General features: G+C 33.1%; 21 protein-coding genes. 13 read left to right on the top strand and 8 right to left on the bottom strand.

Annotated elements, in window-relative coordinates; all coding sequences use genetic code 11:
* Nucleotides 1-5: 5 nt before the first annotated feature.
* The 3 genes from ACEN2K_RS12710 (at nt 6) to ACEN2K_RS12700 (ending at nt 4,260) form a co-directional block, all read left to right on the top strand.
* The gene (locus tag ACEN2K_RS12710; RefSeq protein ID WP_441759704.1) at nt 6-1,301 is read left to right on the top strand and encodes a tetratricopeptide repeat protein; all 1,296 of its coding nucleotides are present in this window, start codon (nt 6-8) and stop codon (nt 1,299-1,301) included.
* 5 nt (nt 1,302-1,306) lie between these two features.
* Entirely contained in the window at nt 1,307-3,520 is a 2,214-nt protein-coding gene (locus ACEN2K_RS12705) for a TonB-dependent receptor (protein ID WP_441759703.1), read from the top strand.
* Nucleotides 3,521-3,672: 152 nt separating this feature from the next.
* On the top strand, nt 3,673-4,260 hold the full coding sequence (locus ACEN2K_RS12700) for a glutathione peroxidase (protein WP_441759702.1): 588 nt from the start codon (nt 3,673-3,675) through the stop codon (nt 4,258-4,260).
* Nucleotides 4,261-4,316: 56 nt separating this feature from the next.
* Here ACEN2K_RS12700 and ACEN2K_RS12695 read toward each other — a convergent pair whose 3' ends face one another.
* The gene (locus tag ACEN2K_RS12695; protein WP_441759701.1) at nt 4,317-4,814 is read right to left on the bottom strand and encodes a GNAT family N-acetyltransferase; all 498 of its coding nucleotides are present in this window, start codon (nt 4,812-4,814) and stop codon (nt 4,317-4,319) included.
* 138 nt (nt 4,815-4,952) lie between these two features.
* Between ACEN2K_RS12695 and menD the strand changes: the two genes are divergently transcribed.
* Nucleotides 4,953-6,614, top strand: a complete 1,662-nt coding sequence (gene menD / locus ACEN2K_RS12690; protein WP_441759700.1) for a 2-succinyl-5-enolpyruvyl-6-hydroxy-3-cyclohexene-1-carboxylic-acid synthase — start codon at nt 4,953-4,955, stop codon at nt 6,612-6,614.
* Between the two features lie 212 nt (nt 6,615-6,826).
* The gene (locus ACEN2K_RS12685) at nt 6,827-7,168 is read left to right on the top strand and encodes a DUF2853 family protein (protein ID WP_441759699.1); all 342 of its coding nucleotides are present in this window, start codon (nt 6,827-6,829) and stop codon (nt 7,166-7,168) included.
* Between the two features lie 67 nt (nt 7,169-7,235).
* Here the strand turns inward: ACEN2K_RS12685 and ACEN2K_RS12680 are convergent, their stop codons facing one another.
* The gene (locus tag ACEN2K_RS12680) at nt 7,236-8,588 is read right to left on the bottom strand and encodes a M28 family metallopeptidase (protein WP_441759698.1); all 1,353 of its coding nucleotides are present in this window, start codon (nt 8,586-8,588) and stop codon (nt 7,236-7,238) included.
* A 369-nt stretch (nt 8,589-8,957) separates the two neighbouring features.
* Here ACEN2K_RS12680 and ACEN2K_RS12675 point away from each other — a divergent pair, with 369 nt between their 5' ends.
* From ACEN2K_RS12675 to menC, 8 genes are all read left to right on the top strand, one after another.
* Nucleotides 8,958-9,812 carry a CvfB family protein gene (locus tag ACEN2K_RS12675; protein ID WP_441759697.1) on the top strand — a complete coding sequence of 285 codons (855 nt, stop codon included), beginning with the start codon at nt 8,958-8,960 and terminating at the stop codon, nt 9,810-9,812.
* 599 nt (nt 9,813-10,411) lie between these two features.
* Entirely contained in the window at nt 10,412-11,281 is an 870-nt protein-coding gene (locus ACEN2K_RS12670) for a 1,4-dihydroxy-2-naphthoyl-CoA synthase (protein ID WP_441759696.1), read from the top strand.
* A gap of 78 nt (nt 11,282-11,359) precedes the next feature.
* Entirely contained in the window at nt 11,360-11,875 is a 516-nt protein-coding gene (locus ACEN2K_RS12665; protein ID WP_441759695.1) for a PH domain-containing protein, read from the top strand.
* Nucleotides 11,875-13,377 (top strand): PH domain-containing protein, encoded by a 1,503-nt coding sequence (locus ACEN2K_RS12660; protein WP_441759694.1) that lies wholly within the window; start codon nt 11,875-11,877, stop codon nt 13,375-13,377. Before ACEN2K_RS12665 ends, ACEN2K_RS12660 begins: the two co-directional genes overlap by 1 nt.
* A 47-nt stretch (nt 13,378-13,424) precedes the next feature.
* Nucleotides 13,425-14,387, top strand: a complete 963-nt coding sequence (menA, locus tag ACEN2K_RS12655) for a 1,4-dihydroxy-2-naphthoate octaprenyltransferase (RefSeq protein WP_441759693.1) — start codon at nt 13,425-13,427, stop codon at nt 14,385-14,387.
* Between the two features lie 13 nt (nt 14,388-14,400).
* On the top strand, nt 14,401-15,078 hold the full coding sequence (locus ACEN2K_RS12650; protein ID WP_441759692.1) for a metal-dependent hydrolase: 678 nt from the start codon (nt 14,401-14,403) through the stop codon (nt 15,076-15,078).
* Between the two features lie 115 nt (nt 15,079-15,193).
* Complete coding sequence (locus ACEN2K_RS12645; protein WP_441759691.1) at nt 15,194-16,396, top strand: tetratricopeptide repeat protein; 1,203 nt, start codon at nt 15,194-15,196, stop codon at nt 16,394-16,396.
* 37 nt (nt 16,397-16,433) lie between these two features.
* Nucleotides 16,434-17,477 carry an o-succinylbenzoate synthase gene (gene menC, locus ACEN2K_RS12640; protein WP_441759690.1) on the top strand — a complete coding sequence of 348 codons (1,044 nt, stop codon included), beginning with the start codon at nt 16,434-16,436 and terminating at the stop codon, nt 17,475-17,477.
* Between the two features lie 316 nt (nt 17,478-17,793).
* On the opposite strand, the gene ACEN2K_RS12635 is transcribed toward menC, so the two are convergent.
* From ACEN2K_RS12635 to ACEN2K_RS12610, 6 genes are all read right to left on the bottom strand, one after another.
* Nucleotides 17,794-19,023 carry a cation:proton antiporter gene (locus ACEN2K_RS12635; protein ID WP_441759689.1) on the bottom strand — a complete coding sequence of 410 codons (1,230 nt, stop codon included), beginning with the start codon at nt 19,021-19,023 and terminating at the stop codon, nt 17,794-17,796.
* Between the two features lie 3 nt (nt 19,024-19,026).
* Nucleotides 19,027-19,926, bottom strand: coding sequence for a mechanosensitive ion channel family protein (locus ACEN2K_RS12630; protein WP_441759688.1), 900 nt, complete (start codon nt 19,924-19,926; stop codon nt 19,027-19,029).
* A 9-nt stretch (nt 19,927-19,935) separates the two neighbouring features.
* A complete protein-coding gene (locus ACEN2K_RS12625; protein ID WP_441759687.1) occupies nt 19,936-20,745 on the bottom strand; it encodes a mechanosensitive ion channel family protein in 810 nt (269 codons plus the stop codon).
* A 39-nt stretch (nt 20,746-20,784) separates the two neighbouring features.
* Nucleotides 20,785-22,527: an APC family permease gene (locus ACEN2K_RS12620; RefSeq protein ID WP_441759686.1), complete on the bottom strand. Its 1,743-nt coding sequence runs from the start codon at nt 22,525-22,527 to the stop codon at nt 20,785-20,787.
* 241 nt (nt 22,528-22,768) lie between these two features.
* Nucleotides 22,769-23,212 carry a DUF1572 family protein gene (locus ACEN2K_RS12615; RefSeq protein WP_441759685.1) on the bottom strand — a complete coding sequence of 148 codons (444 nt, stop codon included), beginning with the start codon at nt 23,210-23,212 and terminating at the stop codon, nt 22,769-22,771.
* Nucleotides 23,206-23,682, bottom strand: a complete 477-nt coding sequence (locus tag ACEN2K_RS12610) for a nuclear transport factor 2 family protein (RefSeq protein ID WP_441759684.1) — start codon at nt 23,680-23,682, stop codon at nt 23,206-23,208. The genes ACEN2K_RS12615 and ACEN2K_RS12610 overlap by 7 nt, the downstream gene beginning before the upstream one ends.
* Nucleotides 23,683-23,826: the final 144 nt, after the last annotated feature.

The raw sequence follows: 23,826 nt of genomic DNA, 5'->3' as shown, positions 1-23,826 counted from the left end.
TGATTATGAAACAGTATAAAATAATTCCGTTACTGGTTTTCACGATTGTATTTATTTTCGGTTGCGAAACGAAAACAGAACAAATTACAAATGCTTCCGATTACGAACAATACCTCAATATAAAAAGCAATGAGTCTTTAGATTTTGCTAATGAAGAAATAGTTTTCTGGCAGGCGAAGTACGATAAAGCACCCAATCAAAATAGTTACTTAGGAATCATCGCATCTAAATATGCTACCTTATTTGAATATACTGGAAACATCTCCTTCTTATATAAAACAGAAAAATTGCTGACGCAGTCTAATGAAGAAAACAACTATTCAAAAGTTTCCACTATACGTTCTTTAGGAAGAAATTATATCGCCCAGCACCGTTTTAGAGAAGCTTTAGTTTTAGCTAATAAAGCATTGGCTATAGGTGAAGGAAAAAAGGAAACGCAAAAACTATTATTTGATGTCCAAATGGAATTAGGTGATTTTGCAGCAGCAGAAAAAAATCTAAATGATTTAAAAGACATGAAAGACTATGATTATTTAATTCGTTTAGCAAAATGGAATGATCATAAAGGAGATTTAGACACTGCCATAAGTTTTATGGAAAAGGCAAGAGACATTGCCGAAAAAGAAGATAACAAAGTATTAAAAATATGGTCTTATTCTAATCTTGGTGACTTTTATGGCCATGCAGGAAGAGTACAAGATTCGTACGATAGCTACTTAAAAACATTAAAAATAGATCCTAATTATTCCTATGCTTTAAAAGGAATTGCTTGGATTGTGTTTTCTTACGAAAAGAACACAAAAGAAGCAAAGAGAATTGTGGAAGCTATTGAAATTACGCATAATACGCCCGACTTTTATTTATTGAAGTATCAAATGGCTCAATATGAAGGAAACCTTAGCGAGGCAGATAAAAACGAAAAGGCATATTTTAAAATGCTTGACGAAAATAACTATGGTGCCATGTATAACAAATACAATGTTTTAGTATTTGCAGACGAAAAACAAAATGCAACCAAAGCTTTAGAAATTGCTAAAATAGAAGTAGATCACAGACCGACACCTGATTCTTACGATTTATTGGCTTGGTCTTATTTGAATGTTGGTCAAAAGGAAAAAGCACTAGCTATAGCAAAACAGTATGTAGTTGGGCAATCATTCGAACCAAAAGTGCAATACCATTTGGCTATGATTTATAAAGCTAATAATGACTTCGAAAAAGTGAAACCCATCAAGAAAGAATTGTTAGGTAGTATATATGAATTAGGGCCTAATTATGAGGACAAAGTAAATAAACTGTAAGTTATATGAAATATTTTTTCACCTTAATAGGCAGTTTATTAGCCATTTTATCTCACGGTCAAAATCAAAATGGAAGTGTTATTGACCAGTTTGGGAATCCTATAGAAAACGCCTATATAACGAATATGCAGTCAAATAGTCATGCGCATACTAATGAGTTAGGAACTTTTAGCATTGATAAAACGGAGCTTGGAAATGTTTTAAAAATAAGTGCTCTAGGGTTTAAAAAATACAATTATACCGTTACATCTAATACAGTAAGTATCGTTCTCGAAGATGATATTTTTAGATTGAATGAAATTGTAATTCAGCCGAAGTTATCAGCTATGAATGTAATTTCGAAAATAGACTTACAAACAGTACCAGTTAATTCGTCTCAGGAAATTTTACGAAAAGTTCCAGGATTATTTATAGGACAACATGCTGGAGGTGGTAAGGCTGAACAGATATTTTTAAGAGGATTTGATATTGATCACGGTACAGATATCGCTATTGCTGTAGACGGAATGCCTGTAAATATGGTTTCGCATGCACATGGACAAGGCTATGCTGATTTACACTTTGTAATACCTGAAACAGTAGAAAAAATAGATTTTGGAAAAGGGACGTATTATGCCAGCAAAGGGGATTTTGCAACGGCAGGATACGTTACCTTCCAAACTAAAGAAAAATTAGATAAAAATAGAATAAGTATTGAGGCTGGACAGTTTAACACTTTAAGAACGGTAGCGTTGTTTGACCTTTTGGGTAAACAAAATAAGCAGTCAGCATACATTGCTTCTGAATATATTCTAACAGATGGTCCATTTGATTCTCCCCAAAATTTTAATAGGGTTAATCTGTTAGGAAAATATTCGGCGCTAATGGAAGATAATACTAAGATTTCCATTTCTGCTTCCCGTTTTTCCAGTAAGTGGGACGCTTCTGGACAAATACCACAACGGTTAGTAGACAATGGTTCTCTATCGAGATTTGGAGCTGTAGATGACACAGAGGGCGGAACTACATCTCGGACTAACCTCAACGCTACAATTAGTAAACCTATCAATGAAAATAGCTTTTTAAAAGCCAATGTTTATTACTCTAAATATGATTTTGAATTGTATTCCAATTTTACTTTTTTTCTCGAAGATCCCATAATTGGTGATCAGATTAGGCAAAAAGACGACCGATCCATTTATGGTTTGAATGCAGAACTAAACAAAAAAGTTAAAAATAATACTCTAGATGCGCTATATCAAATAGGAGCAGGTATTAGAGCTGATGCGACAAAAGACACGGAGCTTTCACATACAGTCAATAGAACGACAACATTAGAAAAAATAAAATTAGGAGATATTGATGAAACAAATGCTTTCACCTATTTGAACGCTGAATTTACATTAGGAAAACTCATGATCAACCCAGCAGTTCGTTTGGATTATTTTAAATTCAATTATCAAGATAAACTCAGTACTAATTTTAATACGCAATCGGAATCGGAAGTTAAAGTTTCTCCAAAGCTGAATTTTATCTATTCTCAAAATAATGATTTACAGTTTTATTTAAAATCAGGTATGGGTTTCCATTCTAATGACACTAGGGTAGTGGTTCAAAATAATGGGCGGCAAATACTTCCTACGGCGATAGGGACTGATCTAGGGACTATCTGGAAGCCATTTCCTAAGGTTTTAATTAACGCTGCTTTGTGGTATTTATATTTAGAACAAGAATTTGTTTATGTAGGAGATGCAGGAATAATCGAGCCAAGTGGTCAAACAAATCGTATGGGAATCGATATAGGTTTGCGTTACCAGTTAAATGATTATTTGTATTTTGATGCTGATGCAAATTACACTTATGCCAGAAGTATAGACGATCCAAAAGGTCAAAACTACATTCCACTTGCACCAGATTTTACTTCTACAGGAGGTTTGAGCTTCCAAAAATGGTATGGATTATCAGGTGGTTTACGCTACCGATATTTAAATAGCCGTCCTGCCAATGAAGATAATTCAATTGTAGCAAAGGGATATGCAATTGCTGATTTTAATATAAATTACGAATATAAAAGTGTCACTTTCGGAATTTCGGTAGAAAATTTATTGGACACTAAATGGAATGAAACTCAGTTTGCTACTGAGTCAAGATTACAAAATGAGCCTGATAGTGTAGAGGAAATTCATTTTACTCCAGGTACTCCATTTTTTATGAAAGCTAAAGTGAGTTACGCGTTTTAACTAACTTAAAAATTTGTTTGTTTTTGTTACTAAGCCTAGTGTTTTTTGTTTGATACTAGGCTTTTTTATTTAACATCTGTTTAGGGAAAATAAAGTCTTAGCAATCGTTTTATTTATTTGTTAATTGTCTAATTTTATAAAAAAAAATAACCATGAAAAAAATGTTGTTTATAGCTTGCAGCGCACTCTTTCTTTTTAGTTGCCAAAATCAAGCTCAGAATAAGAAAACAGTAACTAATAAAAGTGAAGTAGCGATGACAAAACAAACCATTTATCAATTTAAAGTAGAAGATTTATCGGGTAACGAATTTGATTTTGCTAGCTTGAAAGGTAAAAAAGTGATGATTGTAAATACGGCTTCAAAATGTGGATTAACACCACAATACAAAGATCTTGAAGCTATTTACAAAGAATATAAAGACAAGGATTTTGTAATCGTAGGTTTTCCAGCTAACAATTTTGCTTCTCAGGAGCCAGGAACTAATGAAGAAATTGCAACATTTTGTCAAATGAATTATGGTGTGACTTTCCCCATGATGGACAAAGTATCTGTAAAAGGAGATGATATGTGCGCTATTTACCAATTTTTGACTCAGAAATCTAAAAATGGTTTGCAAGACTCTAATGTAGAGTGGAATTTTCAAAAGTACCTTATCAATGAAAATGGAGAATTAGAAAAAGTAATTTCTCCAAAAACATTACCTACAGATCCATCAGTAATTGACTGGATTAAAGCGTAATTTGCAAAATAAACTTTAAAAAAAAAGCGATTTTCACTTGAGAAAATCGCTTTTTTTTATTCTAAAATCAACTGCATAAATACAGAATGCAGCCAACGATCAAATTTCCAACCGGAATCTTTAATAACGCCTACTGTTTTAAAGCCAAACTTCTCATGGAAATCAACACTGCTTTGGTTTTCAGAATCTATTACGGCAATCATAGTATGTAAGCCCTGTTTCTTAGCTAAATTAATAAGTTCTTGTAATAGCATTTTACCAATTCCTTTCCCATGAAAATCATTATTTACATATACTGAATGCTCCACAGTAAATTTATAGGCTTCTCTAAATCGAAAATCACTATACATACCAAAACCTGTTAGCATGTCCTCTGACTCAGCCACAATTACAGGAAAGCCTTTAGTTACTTTGTCTTCTAAAATACTTAACTGTTGCTCGTAAGTGCGGGTATTATAATCATACAAAGCAGTCGAATTAATAATGTTATAATTAATAATATCTAATATTGCCTGTGTGTCTGAAGTTTGATACGGTCTTAACTTGATTTCCATTACGTAAATATTTGTTTTCAAAATTAAGAAAAATCAGCTAAAATGAGTTAAAAAGAAAGAGCAAGTTTGTAACTTTGCTTCTGTTGAGGTTTTGAACAACTTTGAACTCTTAAACCTTACACTTTAAAATAAACTTTAATGATTTACCCCAAAATACCTTTAGCGCAAAGCATCATCGAAATTTGTTTAGCCAAGGGAATCACTACGATAATAATATCTCCAGGTTCAAGAAACGCACCATTGACCATGGGTTTTACTAATAATCCAGCTTTTACTTGTTATAGTATTGTAGATGAAAGATGTGCTGCTTTTTTTGGCTTAGGTATTGCACAGCAAACAAAAGTGCCAGTTGCTTTGATTTGTAGTTCTGGTTCAGCTTTACTCAATTATTATCCAGCCGTAGCTGAAGCATTTTATAGTCAAATTCCTTTAGTAGTTTTATCAGCTGATAGGCCTCAAAATAAGATTGATATAGGAGATGGGCAAACTATTCGTCAAGAGAATGTTTTTCTTAATCACTCCTTGTTTAACGCTAATTTACGAGAAGAAGCCTCTTTAGAAAACGATGCCAAAATCAATGAAGCATTAGATATTGCTCTATTACAAAAAGGACCAGTGCATATTAATGCTCCCTTTGAAGAGCCTTTATATGAAACCAGCACGAGCCTTTCAGTAAATCCAATTTTTTCCGCTTCCGCAAAAGTACCTACGTCAATTTCGATTAATAATGTCACTGAATTTGCTGAGCGCTGGAACAAATCTGTGAAGAAGATGGTTTTAGTTGGCGTAAATGAACCTAATAGCATTGAAGAAAAAAATATCCAAGCCTTAGCGGATGATGATTCAGTGATTGTTTTAACTGAAACAACTTCTAATCTACACCATCCCACTTTTATAAATAATATAGATACTATAATTACGCCATTTAGCGAAGAGGATTTTGAGAAGTTTCGACCTGAAATTTTAGTAACCTTTGGTGGAATGATTGTTTCTAAACGAATCAAAGCTTTTTTGAGAAAATACCCGCCTAAAGAACATTGGCATATTGATTCCTTGAGAGCCTATGACACCTTTGGTGCATTATCAAAACATTTTGTAACAGAACCAGACGTTTTTTTTGATTTGTTTTTACCGCTGACAACGGAGGTAAAAAGTGATTATTTTCTTGAAATGCAGCAGCTAGTGGAAACAAGGAAAGAGAGAAGTGATGCGTATGTAGCTAAAATTCCCTTCACAGACTTTAAAGTTTTTGAAAAAGTAATTCATTCTTTACCTAAGGATTCTCAACTGCAAATTAGTAATAGCTCGGCTATCCGTTATGCACAATTGGTTGCAATTGATCCGTCAATTGAAGTATTTTGTAATAGAGGAACCAGTGGTATTGATGGTAGTACATCAACAGCAATAGGAGCTGCTGTAGGAAGCAATAAACCAACGGTCTTTATAACGGGTGATATAAGTTTCTTGTATGATAGCAATGCGCTGTGGAATAATTACATTCCCCAAGATTTCAAAATAATTCTTATAAATAACGGTGGAGGTGGGATCTTTAGAATTTTGCCAGGTCATGAAGAAACGCCTGTTTTCAATACGTATTTTGAAACAAATCATCATTTAACTGCCGAGCATTTAGCCAAAATGTATGGTTTAGCTTACCAAGTAGCAAAAGAGGAAGGAGAGCTACTAACTGAATTAGATATTTTTTATCAAAACAATACTAAACCTGCAATTTTAGAAATTTTTACACCAACATTTGAAAACGATACTGTTTTGCTCCAGTATTTTAAAAATTTAATTTAATTTTTGAGATAAATAAGGATAAAACAAAATAATAGCGTAGAATGTATTTATAATGTAAAAGTTGTTTTTATTAGCTTTTAAAGTAAATTATGGATTAATTTCACCCCTTTTTGCCCTTATTTTTACAATTTACTACTAAAATAGGTCCGACTTATAAATAAATGTTTAAATTTGAGAATACCAAAAAACTATTAACTTAAATATTAAATTTTATGAGTAAAAGAGACGAATTAATTGCGAAGTATGCTGCTGATTTAAAAGATAAATGCGGTGTAACTCCAGATATGGACCTACTGACCAAGGTTACTATTGGTTGTGGACCTTCTATCTATAACGCAGATGCTGCAACAGTTGCAGGTAGTCAACAGGCGGAATTAGATACCGTAAAAAACAACTTTTTAATTAAAAAATTAGGTCTGGCAGATGGAGCAAATCTGGATGCTGGAATTGATGCAGTGATGGAAAAGTATGGTCGCTCTAACAAAAATAAACACAGAGCTGTAGTTTATTATTTATTAGCAGTTCACTTTAAAAAAGAAAGCGTTTATAATTAATTATAAACCCACTTAAATATAAAAAGCGCCTAATAGGCGCTTTTTTTGTGTACAATTATAATCCTAATTAACGAATTGGAGTGGGAAAAACCGGCAAGCTAGCGTGTCCTAATTCATCTATAGACTGTACCGCAAATAAGAAGTTGTCTTTAGAATAAGGAATCGTTGTTTTTGTATCAGTAACAAAAATGGCTTTTTGCCAGTTGGTATCCGAAGTTTCTCTGATCAATACTTGGTAGCCATACACTTTCTTCCCTTCTGGCGCTTTCCATTGCAAAGTGGAGAAGTTAGTTAAGTCTTTTACTTCTATGCCCACGTTTGTTGGCGCTTTGGGTGACCAAGCCAAATTAGCCAAGGTAGCTAGATTAGATGCTGATACTTTTCTTAGGTATTCAAAATCCATAAATTCAGGAAGATCCCCATACTTAATATTATTTTCAGTTCTTAAATCTTGGTGCTGATGATCGTGATTTTCATTCATTTCACAATAGCGAATTGCAGTAAATCCATTTTGACTAAAGGGAGTGTGATCACCACCACGTAAAAAGCGGTCATTTCTATAAACAAGGTTTATCTCTAACTGATCCACATACTGATCTGTTGTAGTCTTAATATAGCGAGCCAATAATCTTGACGGACTATCATTGTCTCTGTTAATTAATTTTCGCATTTTAGCCTCATCCTCGGTTTCAAGATACGGAGTAGCTTCGCTAAATACTCGCACTTTAGTATTGTCTCTTAAATTGGTACCACTAGACAAACTATTCCCGATCATGTCATTGTTTAACATGGCAACAATATTCCAATTTTCTTTCTTAGCTAATTCAGCTAAATGTCTCGCACCATATAAACCTTGCTCTTCTCCAGTTACAGCTACAAAAATAATGGTATAAGGAAAAGAACGCTTACTCATTATCTTTGCTAATTCCATCATAGCTGCTACGCCAGAACCGTCGTCATTAGCGCCTGGAGCATCTGATTTTGCGTCCATAACATCAGTAACTCTTGAATCTAAATGACCGCTTATGATCAAAACACGATCATCACTGGAATCCGTGCCTTTTAAAGTTGCCATTACATTTCCTAACTGACTGTCAACCGCAATACGTCGTCCATCCGCTTTAATAGTGAAATAATCAATGTTTGATGTCAGTCTTCCGCCTGATTCTAAAGCATATTTGTCAAATTCTGATTTTACCCACTGTTGTGCAGCTCCTATTCCTCTTGTTTTACTTTTAGTGTCGCTTAAGGTATGTCTGGTTCCAAAAGAAACTAGTTTTTTTACAGTGTTTTCAAGGCTCTCGGCTTTAATTTCGGTAATCATCTTTTTGATTTCTGGATCAGCATTGGTGATTTGTCCAATACTAATTTGTGAAAATAACAGCAATGCAAGCAGGTAGAGAAAAGGATTAGGTTTCATTTGTTTTTTGATTATTCATTTTTAGACTTTAAAATTAAATAAAAAAAGAATGAATCTAACAACGAAATACAGTTTTAAGATTTGTTTACTTCGCATTATGTCAACCTAAGATAGTGTAGGTATAATTTTAAGAGTTACTAGTAAATTGGAAAGTTTTTTAAATCAAAGTACATTCTAGTCTAGTCCCGATGGGAGCATGTATCCTTTTTTGGCTGGTGTTCAGCCAAAAAGATACTGCATACAGCGGGACAAAATGTGATTGAAAAACGGACTATAATGCTGCCATAACTAAAAAATAGGGGAATTGTTTAAAGTGTAGGTTTACTATTTTCAAACTTCGTACCTTTGCGCCTTAGAAAATTGAATAAAATGATTGAAATAGGAAAATACAATACGCTTACAATACTTCGTGATACTAAAGTTGGTTTGTTTTTGGGAAGCCCAGAAACTGATCCTGAAGGAATTCACGACATCCTTTTACCTAACAAATATGTACCTAATGAATTTGAAATAGGGGAGGAACTTATTGTTTTTGTTTACTTAGATCATGAAGAACGTCCTGTTGCTACAACATTAGAGCCTTATATTTTACTAAATGAATTTGCACTTTTACGTGTAAATTATGTGAATCAGATAGGTGCATTTATGGATTGGGGAATGGAGAAAGATATTTTAGTTCCATTTAAAGAGCAGGCGCGTCCTATGGAAAAAGGAAAACGTTACTTGGTTTACCTTTATATGGATGAAAAAACCAATCGTTTAGTAGCTTCGAGTAAAACAAACCAATTCTTAAAGAATGATGAATTGACTGTTGAAAAAGGGGAAGAAGTGGAGCTTATTGTTTCACATATTACTGAAATTGGTATCAATGTAATTATCAATGAACGTCACAAAGGACTTTTGTATAAAGACGAGGTGTACGACGATGCGATTCGTACGGGAGACCGTATGAGAGGATATATTAAAAACATACGTCCTGATAATAAAATTGATGTGGCTTTGCAAGTACAAGGTTACCAGAGTATCGAGCCTAATGCTGATAAGATAATGGATGAGTTACGAGCTAGTCGTGGTTTTTTACGCTTAACAGATAGTTCGCATCCTGAAGATATTAAGACCGTTTTGAAGATGAGTAAAAAAACTTTCAAAAAAGCTATTGGTGCTTTGTATAGAGAGAAATTGATTGAAATTAAAGAAGACGGTATTTACTTGATCACAGAGTAAAATATATAAAATAGCATAAAAAAAAGAAAGACTAATCGGAACCGGTTAGTCTTTCTATTTTATAACCTTCCATAATTACGGACTGTTATAGATAATCATGTAAAGTTTTACTATCAATGATACTTTACTTTTTGATCTTTACCTTTTTTTAACAATTAAAGGAAATACAGACACAACTTCACGATTAAGCCATTTGGTTTGTATTATTATAGGTAGATTTTACTTCTTCATTTTAATGATTAATTCCTAATCAAGTATAGTAATCTACAAGTTAACCTTAGGTGTTACAATTGAAATATTCTGATTTCATTTAATGTTTTCCCACTGGGCTCTTTCTCTCCGATTTTTAATTTGAGCACCGTACAAAAAAGAGTGGTAAAGCTTTTTAAATTTTTCAAATCATTCCTTTTTTAGGTTAATAAATCAGTGAAACGTTATCAATAATAGGTATGCTATTGATTAACAGTGATAAAGTTAATAAAAAATTAAAATTAAAAGTGTTAACGTCTATGATTTTTTTTGATTTTTTTTTTGAACACCAGTAATAATTTAGATTTCCATAGGCTTTAGCCAAGACCTAATGATGGAAAGTGTAAAAAATGATTTATTTTTACACTATAAAATTTAAAACTCACATAATGGATTGGATAACTGCAAGAGAATTTGAAGACATAACATATAAAAAGTGCAACGGTGTAGCGCGCATTGCCTTTAATAGACCTGATGTACGAAATGCTTTCAGACCTAAAACAACAGCCGAATTGTACCAAGCATTTTATGATGCTCAGGAAGACACTTCAATTGGAGTGGTTTTACTATCTGCTGAAGGTCCTTCTTCAAAAGACGGTGTTTATTCATTCTGTAGTGGTGGTGATCAAAATGCAAGAGGACATCAAGGCTATGTAGGGGACGATGGGCAGCATCGATTGAATATATTAGAAGTACAACGATTGATTCGTTTTATGCCAAAAGTGGTTATCGCTGTAGTTCCAGGTTGGGCTGTAGGTGGAGGACATAGCTTACATGTGGTGTGTGATATGACTTTAGCTAGTAAAGAACACGCTATTTTTAAACAAACAGATGCTGATGTGACTAGTTTTGATGGTGGATATGGATCGGCTTATTTGGCTAAAATGGTTGGTCAGAAGAAAGCTAGAGAAATCTTTTTCTTAGGTCGCAATTACTCAGCTCAGGAAGCAATGGATATGGGGATGGTAAATGCTGTTATACCACATGCTGAACTAGAAGATACTGCTTATGAGTGGGCACAAGAGATTTTAGGAAAATCACCTATGGCTATTAAAATGCTAAAATTTGCCATGAACCTTACAGATGATGGTATGGTAGGACAGCAAGTTTTTGCTGGTGAAGCCACTCGTTTAGCGTACATGACTGAAGAAGCTAAGGAAGGGAGAAATGCTTTTCTAGAAAAACGTAAGCCTAATTTTGAAAAAAAGTGGTTACCCTAAAAAAAAAGTTTTAATGAACAAATTTAAATTGGTTTCTACCACTTTAAACTTTAAACCTGGAACTTTAAAACTAACAAAATGGAAAATTTTTCAAACGCAACAATTGATATAACGCAGCTTCCAAAATTTGAAGAAGTGCAATTTTCAGTATTGGATACAAACTATTGGAAAGTTATCTTATTTAATATCACTATTCTATTCGTCATACTAGGCGTTGGACTTGGATTAGTGTTGTATTATAATGCCGGTTTAAATGTATTTATGTTTCCACTTTGGACAGCTTTTCTAGTATTGTTGACGCTTGTTCTTACGTTATCAAGGCTAGGTTATAAAAAGAAAGGATTTGCATTTAGAGAGCATGATGTATTGTTTAGACACGGTATTATTGCGACAAATACCATTGTAATACCATATAATAGAGTGCAACATGTTGCTTTACATGAAGGATTTATTGCGCGTTATTTTAAATTAGCTAAAATTGAGATTTTTACCGCTGGAGGAAGTTCTAGTGATTTAAAAATTCCAGGAATAGCTATTGATCAAGCTGAAAGTATCAAGCAACTGTTAATGGTGAAAATTCAAAAACAGCTGTAATGGAGCAAAATTTTAATCATGCTCAAAGACAATCTGGACTCGGCGTGCTGATTCTTTTTTTTGATACACTACAAAAATGGGTGCGCGGTCTGTTGCCGATTATTTTTGTCTATATTGTAAAGTTTGATCAATTGAATAAGCTATACCTCTTTCTAGGAATCCTAACTTTTCTAGTTTTAATAGGATTAATGGCTTATTTAAGATATTTGAATTTTACCTTTTATTTAGATGATGAAACGGATGAGTTTATAATTAATGAAGGTGTTTTTAATAAGAAGAAAACAATAATTCAGCTAGATAAAATTCAACAAGTTGATATTAATCAGTCGGTTTTAAAACGCCTCATTGGCGTTTATGAACTGAATGTGGATACTGCTGGAAGTGCTAAAAAAGAAGGAAGTATTAAAGCAATATCTCACTCTTTAGCGCTAGCTTTAAAAGCTAGGTTGTTAGATCAAGATGCGCATACTTCGGCTTCCTTGTTAAAAGAAGAGTACGTTAATAATGAAATAGGAGCTGATGATTCCTTAGTGAAAATTAGTTTTGTAAGTTTGTTAAAAGTGGGTATTACCTCTAACTATGTCAAGACATTAGGTTTAATTCTAGCCTTTTTTGTAACCATTTTCGAAAACGCAAAGAATTATTTAGGTGAAATTGATGTCGATGAAGAACAGCTAGAAGCATTTGTCGCTGAACGTTCCATAGTACAGACATTGGTAGTGTTTCTAATTTTTATGTTTACTATAGTGTTGCTGTTTAATTTAGTACGAGTGGTTTTTAAATACTTTGACTATAAAGTAGCGAGACAAAACGGTTCTTTATTACTTACCTATGGTTTGTTAAGTACTAAGAGTACTATTGTGAAGCCAGAAAAAGTACAGATTACGACTATCACACGCAATTACTTCCAGAAAAAAATGAATATTCTGGAAATAAAGATAAAGCAAGCTACGAGTAGTGATAAGGAAGATAGAAAATCCATGATTGAAATTCCTGGTTGTAATGATTTAGAAAAAGAGGCTATATTAAAATTGCTGTTTGAAAAAACTCCTGAAAAAGGAATTAAACTAACACCCAATTACCGTAAACTGGTTTTTGCTATTTTTTTATCAATGGTAATTCCTGTTTGTGTATTTATAGCTTTTGCAATCTATATTCAGCCACAATTTTTTGAATATTCGTTTGCGATACCGCTATATTTGTTGTTTGTAGGATTGGTGGTGTATTTTGGATTTAAAAACAATAGATTATTCATCACAGATGATTTTATAATAAAACAAAGCGGAGCCTGGGACATTGATAATAAAATTATTGAAACAAAGAAGATTCAAGCCATCACTACTTCGCAGTTATTTTGGCATAAAAAAGCAGACATTGGATCAATAACGATACATACTGCTGGAGGCAACTTGGTTTTTCAGTTGGGTAATTTTACAACAATAAAACAGTATGTTAATCTTTGGCTGTATAGGATAGAAACCTCAAATAATAATTGGATGTAAGCTAGGTGAGCTTAATAGAAGTTTAAAAAATAATAAAACAAAATAAAATGAAACATTGGATTGAAGCAGCAAGACTAAGAACGTTACCCTTATCTGTTTCTGGAATTATAGTAGGGAGTATGTATGCTTTAGCTAACCCCACAGATTCCATATTAACGCCTACCGAGGTTTTCAACTGGAGAATTTTTGGTTTTGCTATACTAACAACGCTTGGTTTGCAAATTTTGTCCAATTTTGCCAATGATTACGGTGATGGTGTGAAAGGTACTGATAATGCAGATCGAGTAGGACCTATGCGTGCTATTCAAAGCGGTGCCATCTCCCCGCAGGCAATGAAAAGAGCTATAATCATCACTTCGCTATTAACCTTGCTTTCGGCAGTATTACTAATTTTTTATGCCTTTGCAGATACTAATATTTACTATTCTTTATTTTATTTAGTACTGGGTATTTTAGCTATTGCCTCCGCAATACGCTACACAATAGGAAGTTCAGCTTATGGATACAAAGGCTTTGGTGATTTATTTGTATTCGTATTTTTTGGATTAGTAAGTACACTAGGTGTTAACTTCCTATACTCACAACAATTAGATTTAGAGCTTTTCTTACCAGCAACCGCTATTGGTTTGTTGAGTGTAGGAGTACTGAATTTAAATAACATGCGCGACGAAGAATCAGATAAAAAAGTGGGTAAAAACACTTTGGTGGTGCAAATAGGAGGAAAGAAAGCAAAACTGTACCATTATTTTCTAGTTATGATGGCTATGGGATTAGTATTGGTTTTTGCTTTACTAAATAATTTTCAACTAGACCAGTACCTCTTTTTACTAGCTTATATTCCGTTAACTAAACATTTGGTTAATGTGTATAAAAACAAAAATGCTAAATTGTTAGATCCAGAATTAAAAAAATTAGCACTAAGTACCTTTGCACTTTCAATATTGCTCGCTTTGTGTATGATTTATTTTTTCTCAGATATTATTGTAAATACCCTTTTAGGAGGACGATAAATAACTATATATTATGAAAATTACTTTTTATGGACACGCTTCCCTTGGAATTGAAGTAGGAGGAAAGCATATTTTAGTGGATCCGTTTATTTCAGGAAATCCACAAGCATCACATATTGATATCAACACATTACAAGCAGATTATATTTTGCTTACGCATGCTCATGGTGATCATGTATTAGATGTAGAAGCTATTGCTAAACGTACAAATGCAGTGATTGTATCTAATGCTGAGATTGCAGGTTATTATGCAGCGAAAGATTTTCAAGCGCACCCAATGAATCATGGCGGGAGCTGGAACTTCGATTTCGGGAAAGTCAAATATGTGAATGCGATTCATTCTAGTTCGTTCCCTGATGGAGCTTACGGAGGAAATCCTGGAGGTTTTGTAATTGAAGGCGAGCATAAGAACATTTATATCGCAGGAGACACAGCGCTTACTATGGATATGAAATTGATTCCTATGCGCACTAATCTTGATCTTGCGATACTTCCTATAGGAGATAATTTTACGATGGATATCGAAGACGCTATCTTAGCATCTGATTTTGTAGCATGTGATAAAATATTAGGCTATCATTACGATACTTTTGGATACATTGAAATCGACCATAAACAGGCGATTCAAAAGTTCTTTGATAAAGGAAAAGATTTGATGCTGCTTAATATTGGTGAGAGCATTGAGTTGTAAATTTTATAAGGAGCTATTTCCAGCTGTTTGTTACAATCTTTACTGCCAAAACCTGGCAGTAAAGATTGTAACAAACAGCTGGGCTAGTTGTATTCAGTTAATAACAGTTATATCAGTGAATAAAATAATTTTTCTGCTTTTGGGCAGTATGTTTTGTCAGTCCGTTTGTGCACAACAAGATGGTTACTGGGATAAAGATCGCGCTACAACAAAAGAAATTGTAGTAACAGCAAGAGATCGTATTGTGGTCAAAACAGATGATTTTCCTGTTGGAACTACTGAGTTGATTTATCGCATCACTATTTTAGATGATAATCAGCAACTAGCAGGTAGTTTAGTCTCAGTTCTGAAAGCTATTCCTGATCCTACAGGTATTAGTCAAGGCTCAGCGGGAGCTGTCTTTCTTCTCTCAAAAATTTCAGGAGATGATAAGTCTAAGTATGCTATCTTTTCTTCTAACGAACTGGCTTTGGATTATCAAAAACATAGAACAGTAGATAAAGCTTGCCTGGTGCAGGATAAGCCACTTAGTAAAGATGCACAAAGACTTTCTATTGAGAAGTCGGCTTGTATAAAACCTACTACAACAAATCTATGGTTTGCATTCGAAAGCACTAATTGGTTAATGAAACAAAAAATTGTTTTAGAAGTGGTTCCGTGGGTGGATTTAAAATTAAGTCGAGGGTGGACTGTTGCTAATAGAAAAGATGTCATCGATCAATGTAAAACTTCAGCATTAGCCCGAAAAATGGCTAACTCAGACGATTTTTGTATTTGTGTTGAAGAAAAAATCCAAAAACAATATAAATTTCAGGACTTTAAAAGTAGATTAGCTATTGAACAAGCTAAAATTTATAAAGATTATGGGAATGCTTGTTTTAATGAAACGGGTGCTTCTAAAGCAGCTTATGACGGTTTACGAGCAAAAGCTATCGGCTTTGAGAAAAAAGCAGACTATGGTAATGCTATTGCACAATACGCAGCGATTATAAAAGACGGTAAAGGGACGGCTTTAGATTATGCAGCCATTGCTTACGATTACCTGCTGACTAAACAGTTTGGAAAAGCAATACAATATTTAAAAGAAGGAGAAAAATTAGATCAGGCAGAGCTGTTAGTGAAACTTAATTTAGCTCACGCTTATTTATTGGATAATGATTATCAAAAAGCCAAAACAATTTATAAAGAATACCAAGCTCAAAATGTCAATGATTCTTTAAGTTGGAATAATAAGATAAAAATAGATTTTCAACATTTCCAAGACTTGGGAATTCAACATGATGATTTTAAGAGAATACTAAAAATGATCGATAATTAATTCCGAGCGTATTATTGGATGTAAAGGATAAACAAAATTGAAAGCAACTTATCACAAATATATTCTAGATTTTAAACGTCCATCGGGAACTTCTAGAGGTGTACTCACTCAAAAAGAAACTTGGTTTATCGTTCTTGAAAAAGACGGTAAAAAGGGAATAGGAGAGTGCGGAATTTTGCGTGGACTGAGTATTGACGATAGAGTTGATTATGAGTCAAAATTAAAGTGGACCTGCGAGAATATTCATCTTGGTGAAGAGCAACTTTGGGAGGCACTTCTAGAGTTTCCATCGATACAGTTTGGCGTGGAAATGGCGTTCCTGTCTTTGGTTAGTACAAGCCCTTTTTTATTGTTCCCTTCTGACTTTACGAATGGTAGTAAATCAATACCAATTAATGGATTGGTGTGGATGGGTGAACCTGCTTATATGAAGGAACAAATTGAAGAAAAATTAGCTCAGGGTTTTAAGTGTATTAAACTCAAAATTGGTGCTATTGATTTTGATAAAGAACTACAATTATTAAGCCATATACGGGAGAATTTCAGCCCTGAACAAATTGAGATTAGAGTAGATGCTAATGGTGCTTTTGGTGCAAATGAAGCTTTAGTTAAAATAACTCAACTATCTGAATTTAAAATACATAGCATTGAGCAGCCTATTCAAAAAAACAACACTGACAGGATGGCAGAGCTCTGTGAAACTACTCCTTTTCCTATTGCATTGGATGAAGAGCTGATAGGAGTGTTTTCATATGCAGAAAAGGAACAATTACTACAAAAAATTAGTCCGCAATATATTATTTTAAAACCCAGTTTTATAGGTGGTTTTAGAGGTACACAAGAGTGGATTAATTTGGCAAATAAATACAAAATTGGTTGGTGGATTACCTCTGCTTTGGAGAGTAATATTGGTTTAAATGCGATTGCTCAGTGGACTTTTTTACAGCCAAATTTAATGCCGCAGGGCTTAGGTACTGGGGCGCTATATACGAACAATTTCGACTGTCCGTTGACTGTTGCAGGAGGCCAACTTTGGTATGAAAAAAATCAAGAATGGCGGTTTGATTTTGATACTATTTAATTGCTTTTTACTACATAAAATCACTTGAAATAAAATGGGTAGACAAAGTAGATTCTAGTGCTTATAAACAGCGATTTGAATACTTATATTGTATGTTGGTGTTCTTACTTACACGCCAAATAACTTGAATAATCTTAGTATCATCAGGAGAAGTATTTGATACTGTTCTATATGAAAATATGCATATAAGGTGACAAATCGTTTTAAATAGTTTCATAATATTTCTTTATTATTAAAGAATTCATTCCATAAAAAAAGCCGTTTTAATTTTAAAACGGCTTTTTTATACTATCTGTCGAACTTAAGTTTTAAAAAATTATTGCATTTTCTTTGCAAACTTACCTATCGTCATCCCTTGTACTAAAATAGAGAAACATACGATTACGTAGGTAATAGTTACCCAAATGTCTTTATTATATTCTGGTGCTATAGATAAAGCTAGAGCTATTGAAATACCACCTCTTAATCCACCCCAAGTCAAAATAAGGATTGTTTTTTGCGTAATTTTTTCTTTTAAACGTACCGCTATAGAAGGAATATAAACAGAAATGTATCTCGTCACAAGAGTAATAAACAATAAAATTACCGCAGCGATAAGAATTTTTTTATTGGTTTGAATGATTAGTAATTCTAAACCTATTAAAACAAATAAAACCGCATTTAATATTTCGTCTATCAGTTCCCAGAATTTATCAATATATTCAGCAGTAACATCAGACATACCTAATCTTTTTCCTTGGTTTCCAGTTATCAACCCTGCAGCTACCATCGCCAAAGGTCCTGATACGTGGGTGTAGTGGGCTAGGGTATACCCTCCCATAACGATGGCTAACGTAATTAAAACTTCCACTTGGTAATTATCAATACTAGCAATCAATTTGTAGCCTATATAGCCTATAATGATCCCTAGGAACAATCCTCCCACAGCTTCTTGTCCAAATAAAAGGAGAATACTACTGATGTCTAAATTAGATCCTGGTTTGGCTAACTTTAAAATGGTAATAAAAACCACTACTGCAACACCATCATTAAATAACGACTCACCTGCAATCTTAGTTTCCAATGATTTTGTTACTCCTGCACTTTTTAAGATGCTCAATACAGCAATGGGGTCAGTAGGGGATATCAATGCTCCAAAAAGCATCGCATGAATCAGTTCTACTTTAACACCCATGAAATTCAACAAATAAAAACTTGCAAAACCAATGATAAAAGTACTGATCAATACACTAAAAGTTGAAAAAAGAAGAATACTTAATTTCTCATTATTTAAATCTTTAAACTTTATGTGTATAGCTCCTGCAAACAGCATGAAACTTAGCATTCCCTCTAATAGTAATTCGCTAAAATTGATATTCTCCATTTTAATAGCGACGCTTTCTTTGAAAGTAGGGAAATAGTAGCCGAGAATAAGTATAAAAAAAGAAAAGATTAGAGAAACAAACATTAAACCTATGGCATTGGGTAATTTTAATACTCTAAAGTTGATGTACGCAAATCCTGCTGACAATACGATGAGTATTGAAAAAAGATGAAAAAAATCCATTTGTTATTTTTTAATATTAATGTTGAAATCTGGTGCTTGAACCAGTTGAAATGTAGCCGAAGCCATTTTTACAGCTCCATTAGTAGCTTCAATTTCGGTCATGATTTTGGAGAATAAGATTGTTTTTGTAGTTCTCCTTTTTTTATATCCCACAACATATCGGAGTGTGTATTCGGCCCAGTTGTCGTTAGCAATAAGTGATAACATAGGTTCTGTTTGAGCATCTTCTAAACGGTACTTATTTTGTAACGAATGCCACTTTTCTTTGGATTTAATCGATAGATCACCAGCTACAGCAATTCCGGCATTTAAAATAATTTCCTGTGCTTGTTCGTAATTACTTCCAAACTGAATTGGGATTTTTATTTCGTCCCATAAAAACGGAAATTCACCAGAGTAATTAAAAACAGGTTCTTTAAATACGTAGCTATTGGCTATAAGAACAATTCGGCCATTGTACAAGTCACCATCTACCCATTGACCTGTTTCCATGATGGTGGTTCGTAAAACTCCAATATCCATAACATCTCCTCTAATACCACCTAGTTGTACTCGATCTCCCGTATTATAGAATCCTCCAAACATAATGGCTAACCAGCCCGCAAAGGAAGCAATCACTTCTTGTAGTGCGAAGGCAATACCAGCACCTGCGACTCCTAAAGCAACAGTTAAGCTTCCTAATTTATCACTAAAAATTAGTGTCAATAATATTAGGCTCAAAAAGTACCCTATAAAACTACTGAACTTTTTAGCTTTATATCGGTTATTGTTATCTTTGATTTTTGAAAACAAATTCTTTTGAATGGTTTTGATTAACAACCAAATGACAGCGATACCTATGAAAAGCGTCACAATTTTTCCTACTGTTGGGTTGTAAAGGTATTCTTGAATTTGCTCTTCCATTTATTTTTTTTATTTGTTTATATGGACAACACGCTGCGGGAAAGGAATAGTAATATTGTTTGTTTTAAATAGCTCAAAAATACGTACTCTAAGTTCGCTCTTTCTGTTTTCAACTCTAAATACATCTTCTGACCAAAAGTAGATAGCAAAATCTAAAGAAGAGTCTCCAAAGTCGTTAAAGCGTACAAAGGGTTTAGGTTCTTTTAAAATTCCCTCCTGTTCATCTATAGCTTGTTTTAATATTTGCATCACCTGATTGACATCAGATGAGTAATCAACACCTACTGAAACATCAAATCTTGACGTTAAATCGCTGTGAGTCCAGTTGATCAACTGGTTTCTAGTCAAATCAGTATTAGGTAGAATGATGTATTTATCATCTCTTGTAAGTACCGTAGTAGTTCTTAAATTGATTTCTTTTACAATACATACCAATCCATTTGATTCTAAAACATCATTCACTTTTACAGAAGAGTCTACTAAAAGAATAATACCAGAAATAAAGTCACTAAATAAATTTTGTAAACCTAATCCAATACCCACTAACAAAGCTGCAGAACCCGCAACTAATACAGAAAGATTAAAGCCAAACATCTCCAGACCCAGAATTAAGGCCACAACAATGATTAAATACTTAGCTAAACTGTAAATAGAATATTTTTTGCCAATATCTATTTTATCAATTTTATAAATAGTTTTTCGAATTACTTTTAATACAATAAGAACTATTAATATGAACGCAATTAGTTTAAGAATACTTATGATTTTTAAGTCATAAGTACCTATTTGCAATAGCGTAAAATCTAATATATCTTTCATAATTTGTTGTAGGTTAATGGACATTATTATGCTTGTTGATTACATAATCAATCGTACCCCACCAAGTTCAGATACTCGGTATGAGAATCGGTTACCTGGTGAACCTATAAACATGAAGTTTTTAGGAATATTCCATTTTGTTGATAATTCATCAATAATTTGTGGACCAAATACACCTTCTAATTCTATGAATTCAATATCAATTTCAGGATAAGCACGGTCTAATACTTTTAAATCAATAATCAAAAGGTCATTGTTTTCACCTTCCGCTTTAACGTTGACAATTTTTAATTTTTTTGTAGTCTCATTATTTTGAACATATTGCATTACTTTGTTGATAATGGCGACATCATCTCCTTTTGTAAAAAAGACAAATTCTTGAGAATTTATTTTTAAATTCATTTTCATCAAGTAACGGTTACTAAATATGACCATTTTACGCATTGGTTTGTAAAAATATTCTAATGCACTAATCATCACTTGGATTAAAAATGATCTATTTAACATGATGGCAATAAATACCACTGCCGGAACTAAATATTTAATAAAGGTAAAGAACGAACCTATGTTTAATTGCATATTCCCAACAAACGCTACAATGATTAAGGCAACTGCTAAAACAACTGCAATTCCCCTTGCTTTTTCTGGTCTTGGTAATTTTTTACGTTTGAACTTTAAAAGTAAATTTCCAATTCCAAATAGCCCCATTACTGCTAAAAACGAAAAAGTATATACTCCAGCTAATTCAAGTAAATTACCTTTAGTAACAAGTAATACAGATACACATAAGATTAAAAAGCTAATAATAATTCTATAATTAGATCCTCTCTTATTTTGCTTAAGAAAAAAGTTAGGTAAAATACGGTCTAAAGTCATACGATTCAATAAACCTGATACCCCTACAAACGAAGTTAATACAGCTCCACAAAGCACTAAAACGGCATCAACAGATATTAATGTTGCAAGCCAAGACCCTCCAGTTGTTTTACCTAAAAAGGCTAATAAAGATTCCTGATGTTCTCCAACCTCTGCAAGTGGAATGATACAAATTAAAAGTAAAGCAATCATTGGGTTGAAAAAACTTACGATTGCCCACATATTACGTAATGTTTTCGGAAATACGCCCTGTTTTTGCTCTTCTACAAAATTTGCGGAACTCTCAAAACCAGATATACCAAGCATCGCAGCCGAAAAACCTAAAAATAAAGCATTGACAATCCCTCCAGACGATATGGGTAATTCCCAGTTAATATGAAAGGTCTGAAGACCGTGATTAAATATAAACCATCCGGATGCAAAAACTAATAAACTAAGCGTGGTTAAATGAATAATAAATATAACTACAGCAACAAAGGCTGATTCTCCTATCCCTAAAATTGCTAGCCCAGTAAAAGCGATTAATACAATAACGGTTGCAATACCAACATCAATTCCTGAAAATATTCCATGTAAGTAATGCATTCCTTCTGAGGCAGATATTACTGCAGTTGCCATATAAGACAACACAGTTAAAGTGGCAGCAAGTGAAGCTAATCTTTTTGAAGATGTATTTAAAAGTACGTTGTAAGCACCACCATTTAAAGGGATAGCTCCAACAACCTCTCCATAGATTTTCCTGAATAAAAAAAGTACAACTGCTACGAATAATAACGAAATCCACGCAAATTGTCCTGCATACATTATGGTTAGCGCAGATACGTATAAACAAGAAGAGCTAATGTCATTTCCACAAATAGCTGTAGCTTGTAATTCATTCAATTTTTTATGCACAATTTCCTTCATTTTAATATATTGATTTGTATGATTTTAACATTTTTTTAGCATTGCAAGATAATGATTTGAAAACAATTTAGCAAAATAGACAAACGGATTATCTGTATAATTACGCCCAACTCCATATGCTTTAAAACAATAGTGATTATTATGATACTGCTAATTGTTTGAAATACAATTGATTGTTTTACTAGTGGATTAAGTTACTGCTTTTTAAAATTGTCTTACCGATGAAAACTAGAGTAGAAAATTATGCTAATAATCTTCTATGGTAATTAATTTGGCCTAAGTGATAATTGAGATGAGAGGCTAAATGAGTCAACATGTAAGCAGTTGAAGTAGGTTTTTCGAATACAAAAATAGGATATTCGGCTATTAATTGCGGTTCAGTAATATGATCAAGAACAGTATTTATTTCTTGTATTACTTCATCAATTTGCTTAATGATTGAATCTCTTGCAATATTCTTTAACGAGAATTCTTCAGGCCGATTCCTAGTGTATTTTTGACCGCCTAAGGCTGCACCAATATAGGTTTTTAGATTACCAATGAGGTGTAAAGATAAGTTGCCACCAGAATTTGAGATATGTTTACCTATTAACCATAAATCTACTTCATTAGTATAGGCGTTTAATTCTTCCTTTAATTTATTAAGGTCTCTTGCGTATATTTCTTTTAAAATTGATGTTAACATGACTGTGCTTGTTGGTATTTCTTAAATGATTGTAAAGCTTTATTTTGAATTATCTTTTGCATATAGCCAGTCCATCCAAAGAGAAAGCCCTTTAATCCAAAAGCCTGTTTAGACCATTTCCAAATATCAAAATTGTCAGTATGTTTGATAATTAAACCATCTTTAAATTGAAATTGCGAATAGATTATATTTGTAACTTTTCTATTTGTTTTACTAAATTGGTAATCAGCTATCCATTTTGCAGTTCCAATAAATTCATTTGATTTTACGTCTGAATACTGAATTTTTAAATTTCCATTACTGCCTTTAAGTAACATTTTCCACATTTGGCACACTTCCTTACCCTTTAATGAATCAAAAATAGGATCACTAAATTTAACTTCTGGATGGTAGCAAGCGCACATATCTTCAGGTTTGGCATTTGCAATAGCAGTGTAAAACCTTATAATTAAATTTTCGTTATCGTTCATAATTGATAAAGGTGAAATGTAAAGTTAAGAATTTTTTAGGCAAGTTTTTTTATACTTGTTTACGGGAATATTTGTTCAGTTACTGGTTTAAGCAATTATTATAATTTTTGACATAAAAAAAATCGAGACAGTAAAGCCTCGATT

It is taken from the genome of Flavobacterium sp. W21_SRS_FM3, from assembly GCF_052113625.1.
Lineage (GTDB): Bacteria > Bacteroidota > Bacteroidia > Flavobacteriales > Flavobacteriaceae > Flavobacterium.
Note: the sequence above shows the minus strand (reverse complement) of the source record. Positions and strands in the feature narration are given on the sequence as shown.

What these genes read in the sequence shown, in the direction of transcription:
- ACEN2K_RS12710 (WP_441759704.1), top strand. Translation starts at nt 6, where the DNA reads ATGAAACAGTATAAAATAATTCCGTTACTGGTTTTCACGATTGTATTT.
- ACEN2K_RS12705 (WP_441759703.1), top strand. Translation starts at nt 1,307, where the DNA reads ATGAAATATTTTTTCACCTTAATAGGCAGTTTATTAGCCATTTTATCT.
- ACEN2K_RS12700 (WP_441759702.1), top strand. Translation starts at nt 3,673, where the DNA reads ATGAAAAAAATGTTGTTTATAGCTTGCAGCGCACTCTTTCTTTTTAGT.
- ACEN2K_RS12695 (WP_441759701.1), bottom strand. Translation starts at nt 4,814, where the DNA reads ATGGAAATCAAGTTAAGACCGTATCAAACTTCAGACACACAGGCAATA.
- menD (WP_441759700.1), top strand. Translation starts at nt 4,953, where the DNA reads ATGATTTACCCCAAAATACCTTTAGCGCAAAGCATCATCGAAATTTGT.
- ACEN2K_RS12685 (WP_441759699.1), top strand. Translation starts at nt 6,827, where the DNA reads ATGAGTAAAAGAGACGAATTAATTGCGAAGTATGCTGCTGATTTAAAA.
- ACEN2K_RS12680 (WP_441759698.1), bottom strand. Translation starts at nt 8,588, where the DNA reads ATGAAACCTAATCCTTTTCTCTACCTGCTTGCATTGCTGTTATTTTCA.
- ACEN2K_RS12675 (WP_441759697.1), top strand. Translation starts at nt 8,958, where the DNA reads ATGATTGAAATAGGAAAATACAATACGCTTACAATACTTCGTGATACT.
- ACEN2K_RS12670 (WP_441759696.1), top strand. Translation starts at nt 10,412, where the DNA reads ATGATTTATTTTTACACTATAAAATTTAAAACTCACATAATGGATTGG.
- ACEN2K_RS12665 (WP_441759695.1), top strand. Translation starts at nt 11,360, where the DNA reads ATGGAAAATTTTTCAAACGCAACAATTGATATAACGCAGCTTCCAAAA.
- ACEN2K_RS12660 (WP_441759694.1), top strand. Translation starts at nt 11,875, where the DNA reads ATGGAGCAAAATTTTAATCATGCTCAAAGACAATCTGGACTCGGCGTG.
- menA (WP_441759693.1), top strand. Translation starts at nt 13,425, where the DNA reads ATGAAACATTGGATTGAAGCAGCAAGACTAAGAACGTTACCCTTATCT.
- ACEN2K_RS12650 (WP_441759692.1), top strand. Translation starts at nt 14,401, where the DNA reads ATGAAAATTACTTTTTATGGACACGCTTCCCTTGGAATTGAAGTAGGA.
- ACEN2K_RS12635 (WP_441759689.1), bottom strand. Translation starts at nt 19,023, where the DNA reads ATGGATTTTTTTCATCTTTTTTCAATACTCATCGTATTGTCAGCAGGA.
- ACEN2K_RS12630 (WP_441759688.1), bottom strand. Translation starts at nt 19,926, where the DNA reads ATGGAAGAGCAAATTCAAGAATACCTTTACAACCCAACAGTAGGAAAA.
- ACEN2K_RS12625 (WP_441759687.1), bottom strand. Translation starts at nt 20,745, where the DNA reads ATGAAAGATATATTAGATTTTACGCTATTGCAAATAGGTACTTATGAC.
- ACEN2K_RS12620 (WP_441759686.1), bottom strand. Translation starts at nt 22,527, where the DNA reads ATGAAGGAAATTGTGCATAAAAAATTGAATGAATTACAAGCTACAGCT.
- ACEN2K_RS12615 (WP_441759685.1), bottom strand. Translation starts at nt 23,212, where the DNA reads ATGTTAACATCAATTTTAAAAGAAATATACGCAAGAGACCTTAATAAA.
- ACEN2K_RS12610 (WP_441759684.1), bottom strand. Translation starts at nt 23,682, where the DNA reads ATGAACGATAACGAAAATTTAATTATAAGGTTTTACACTGCTATTGCA.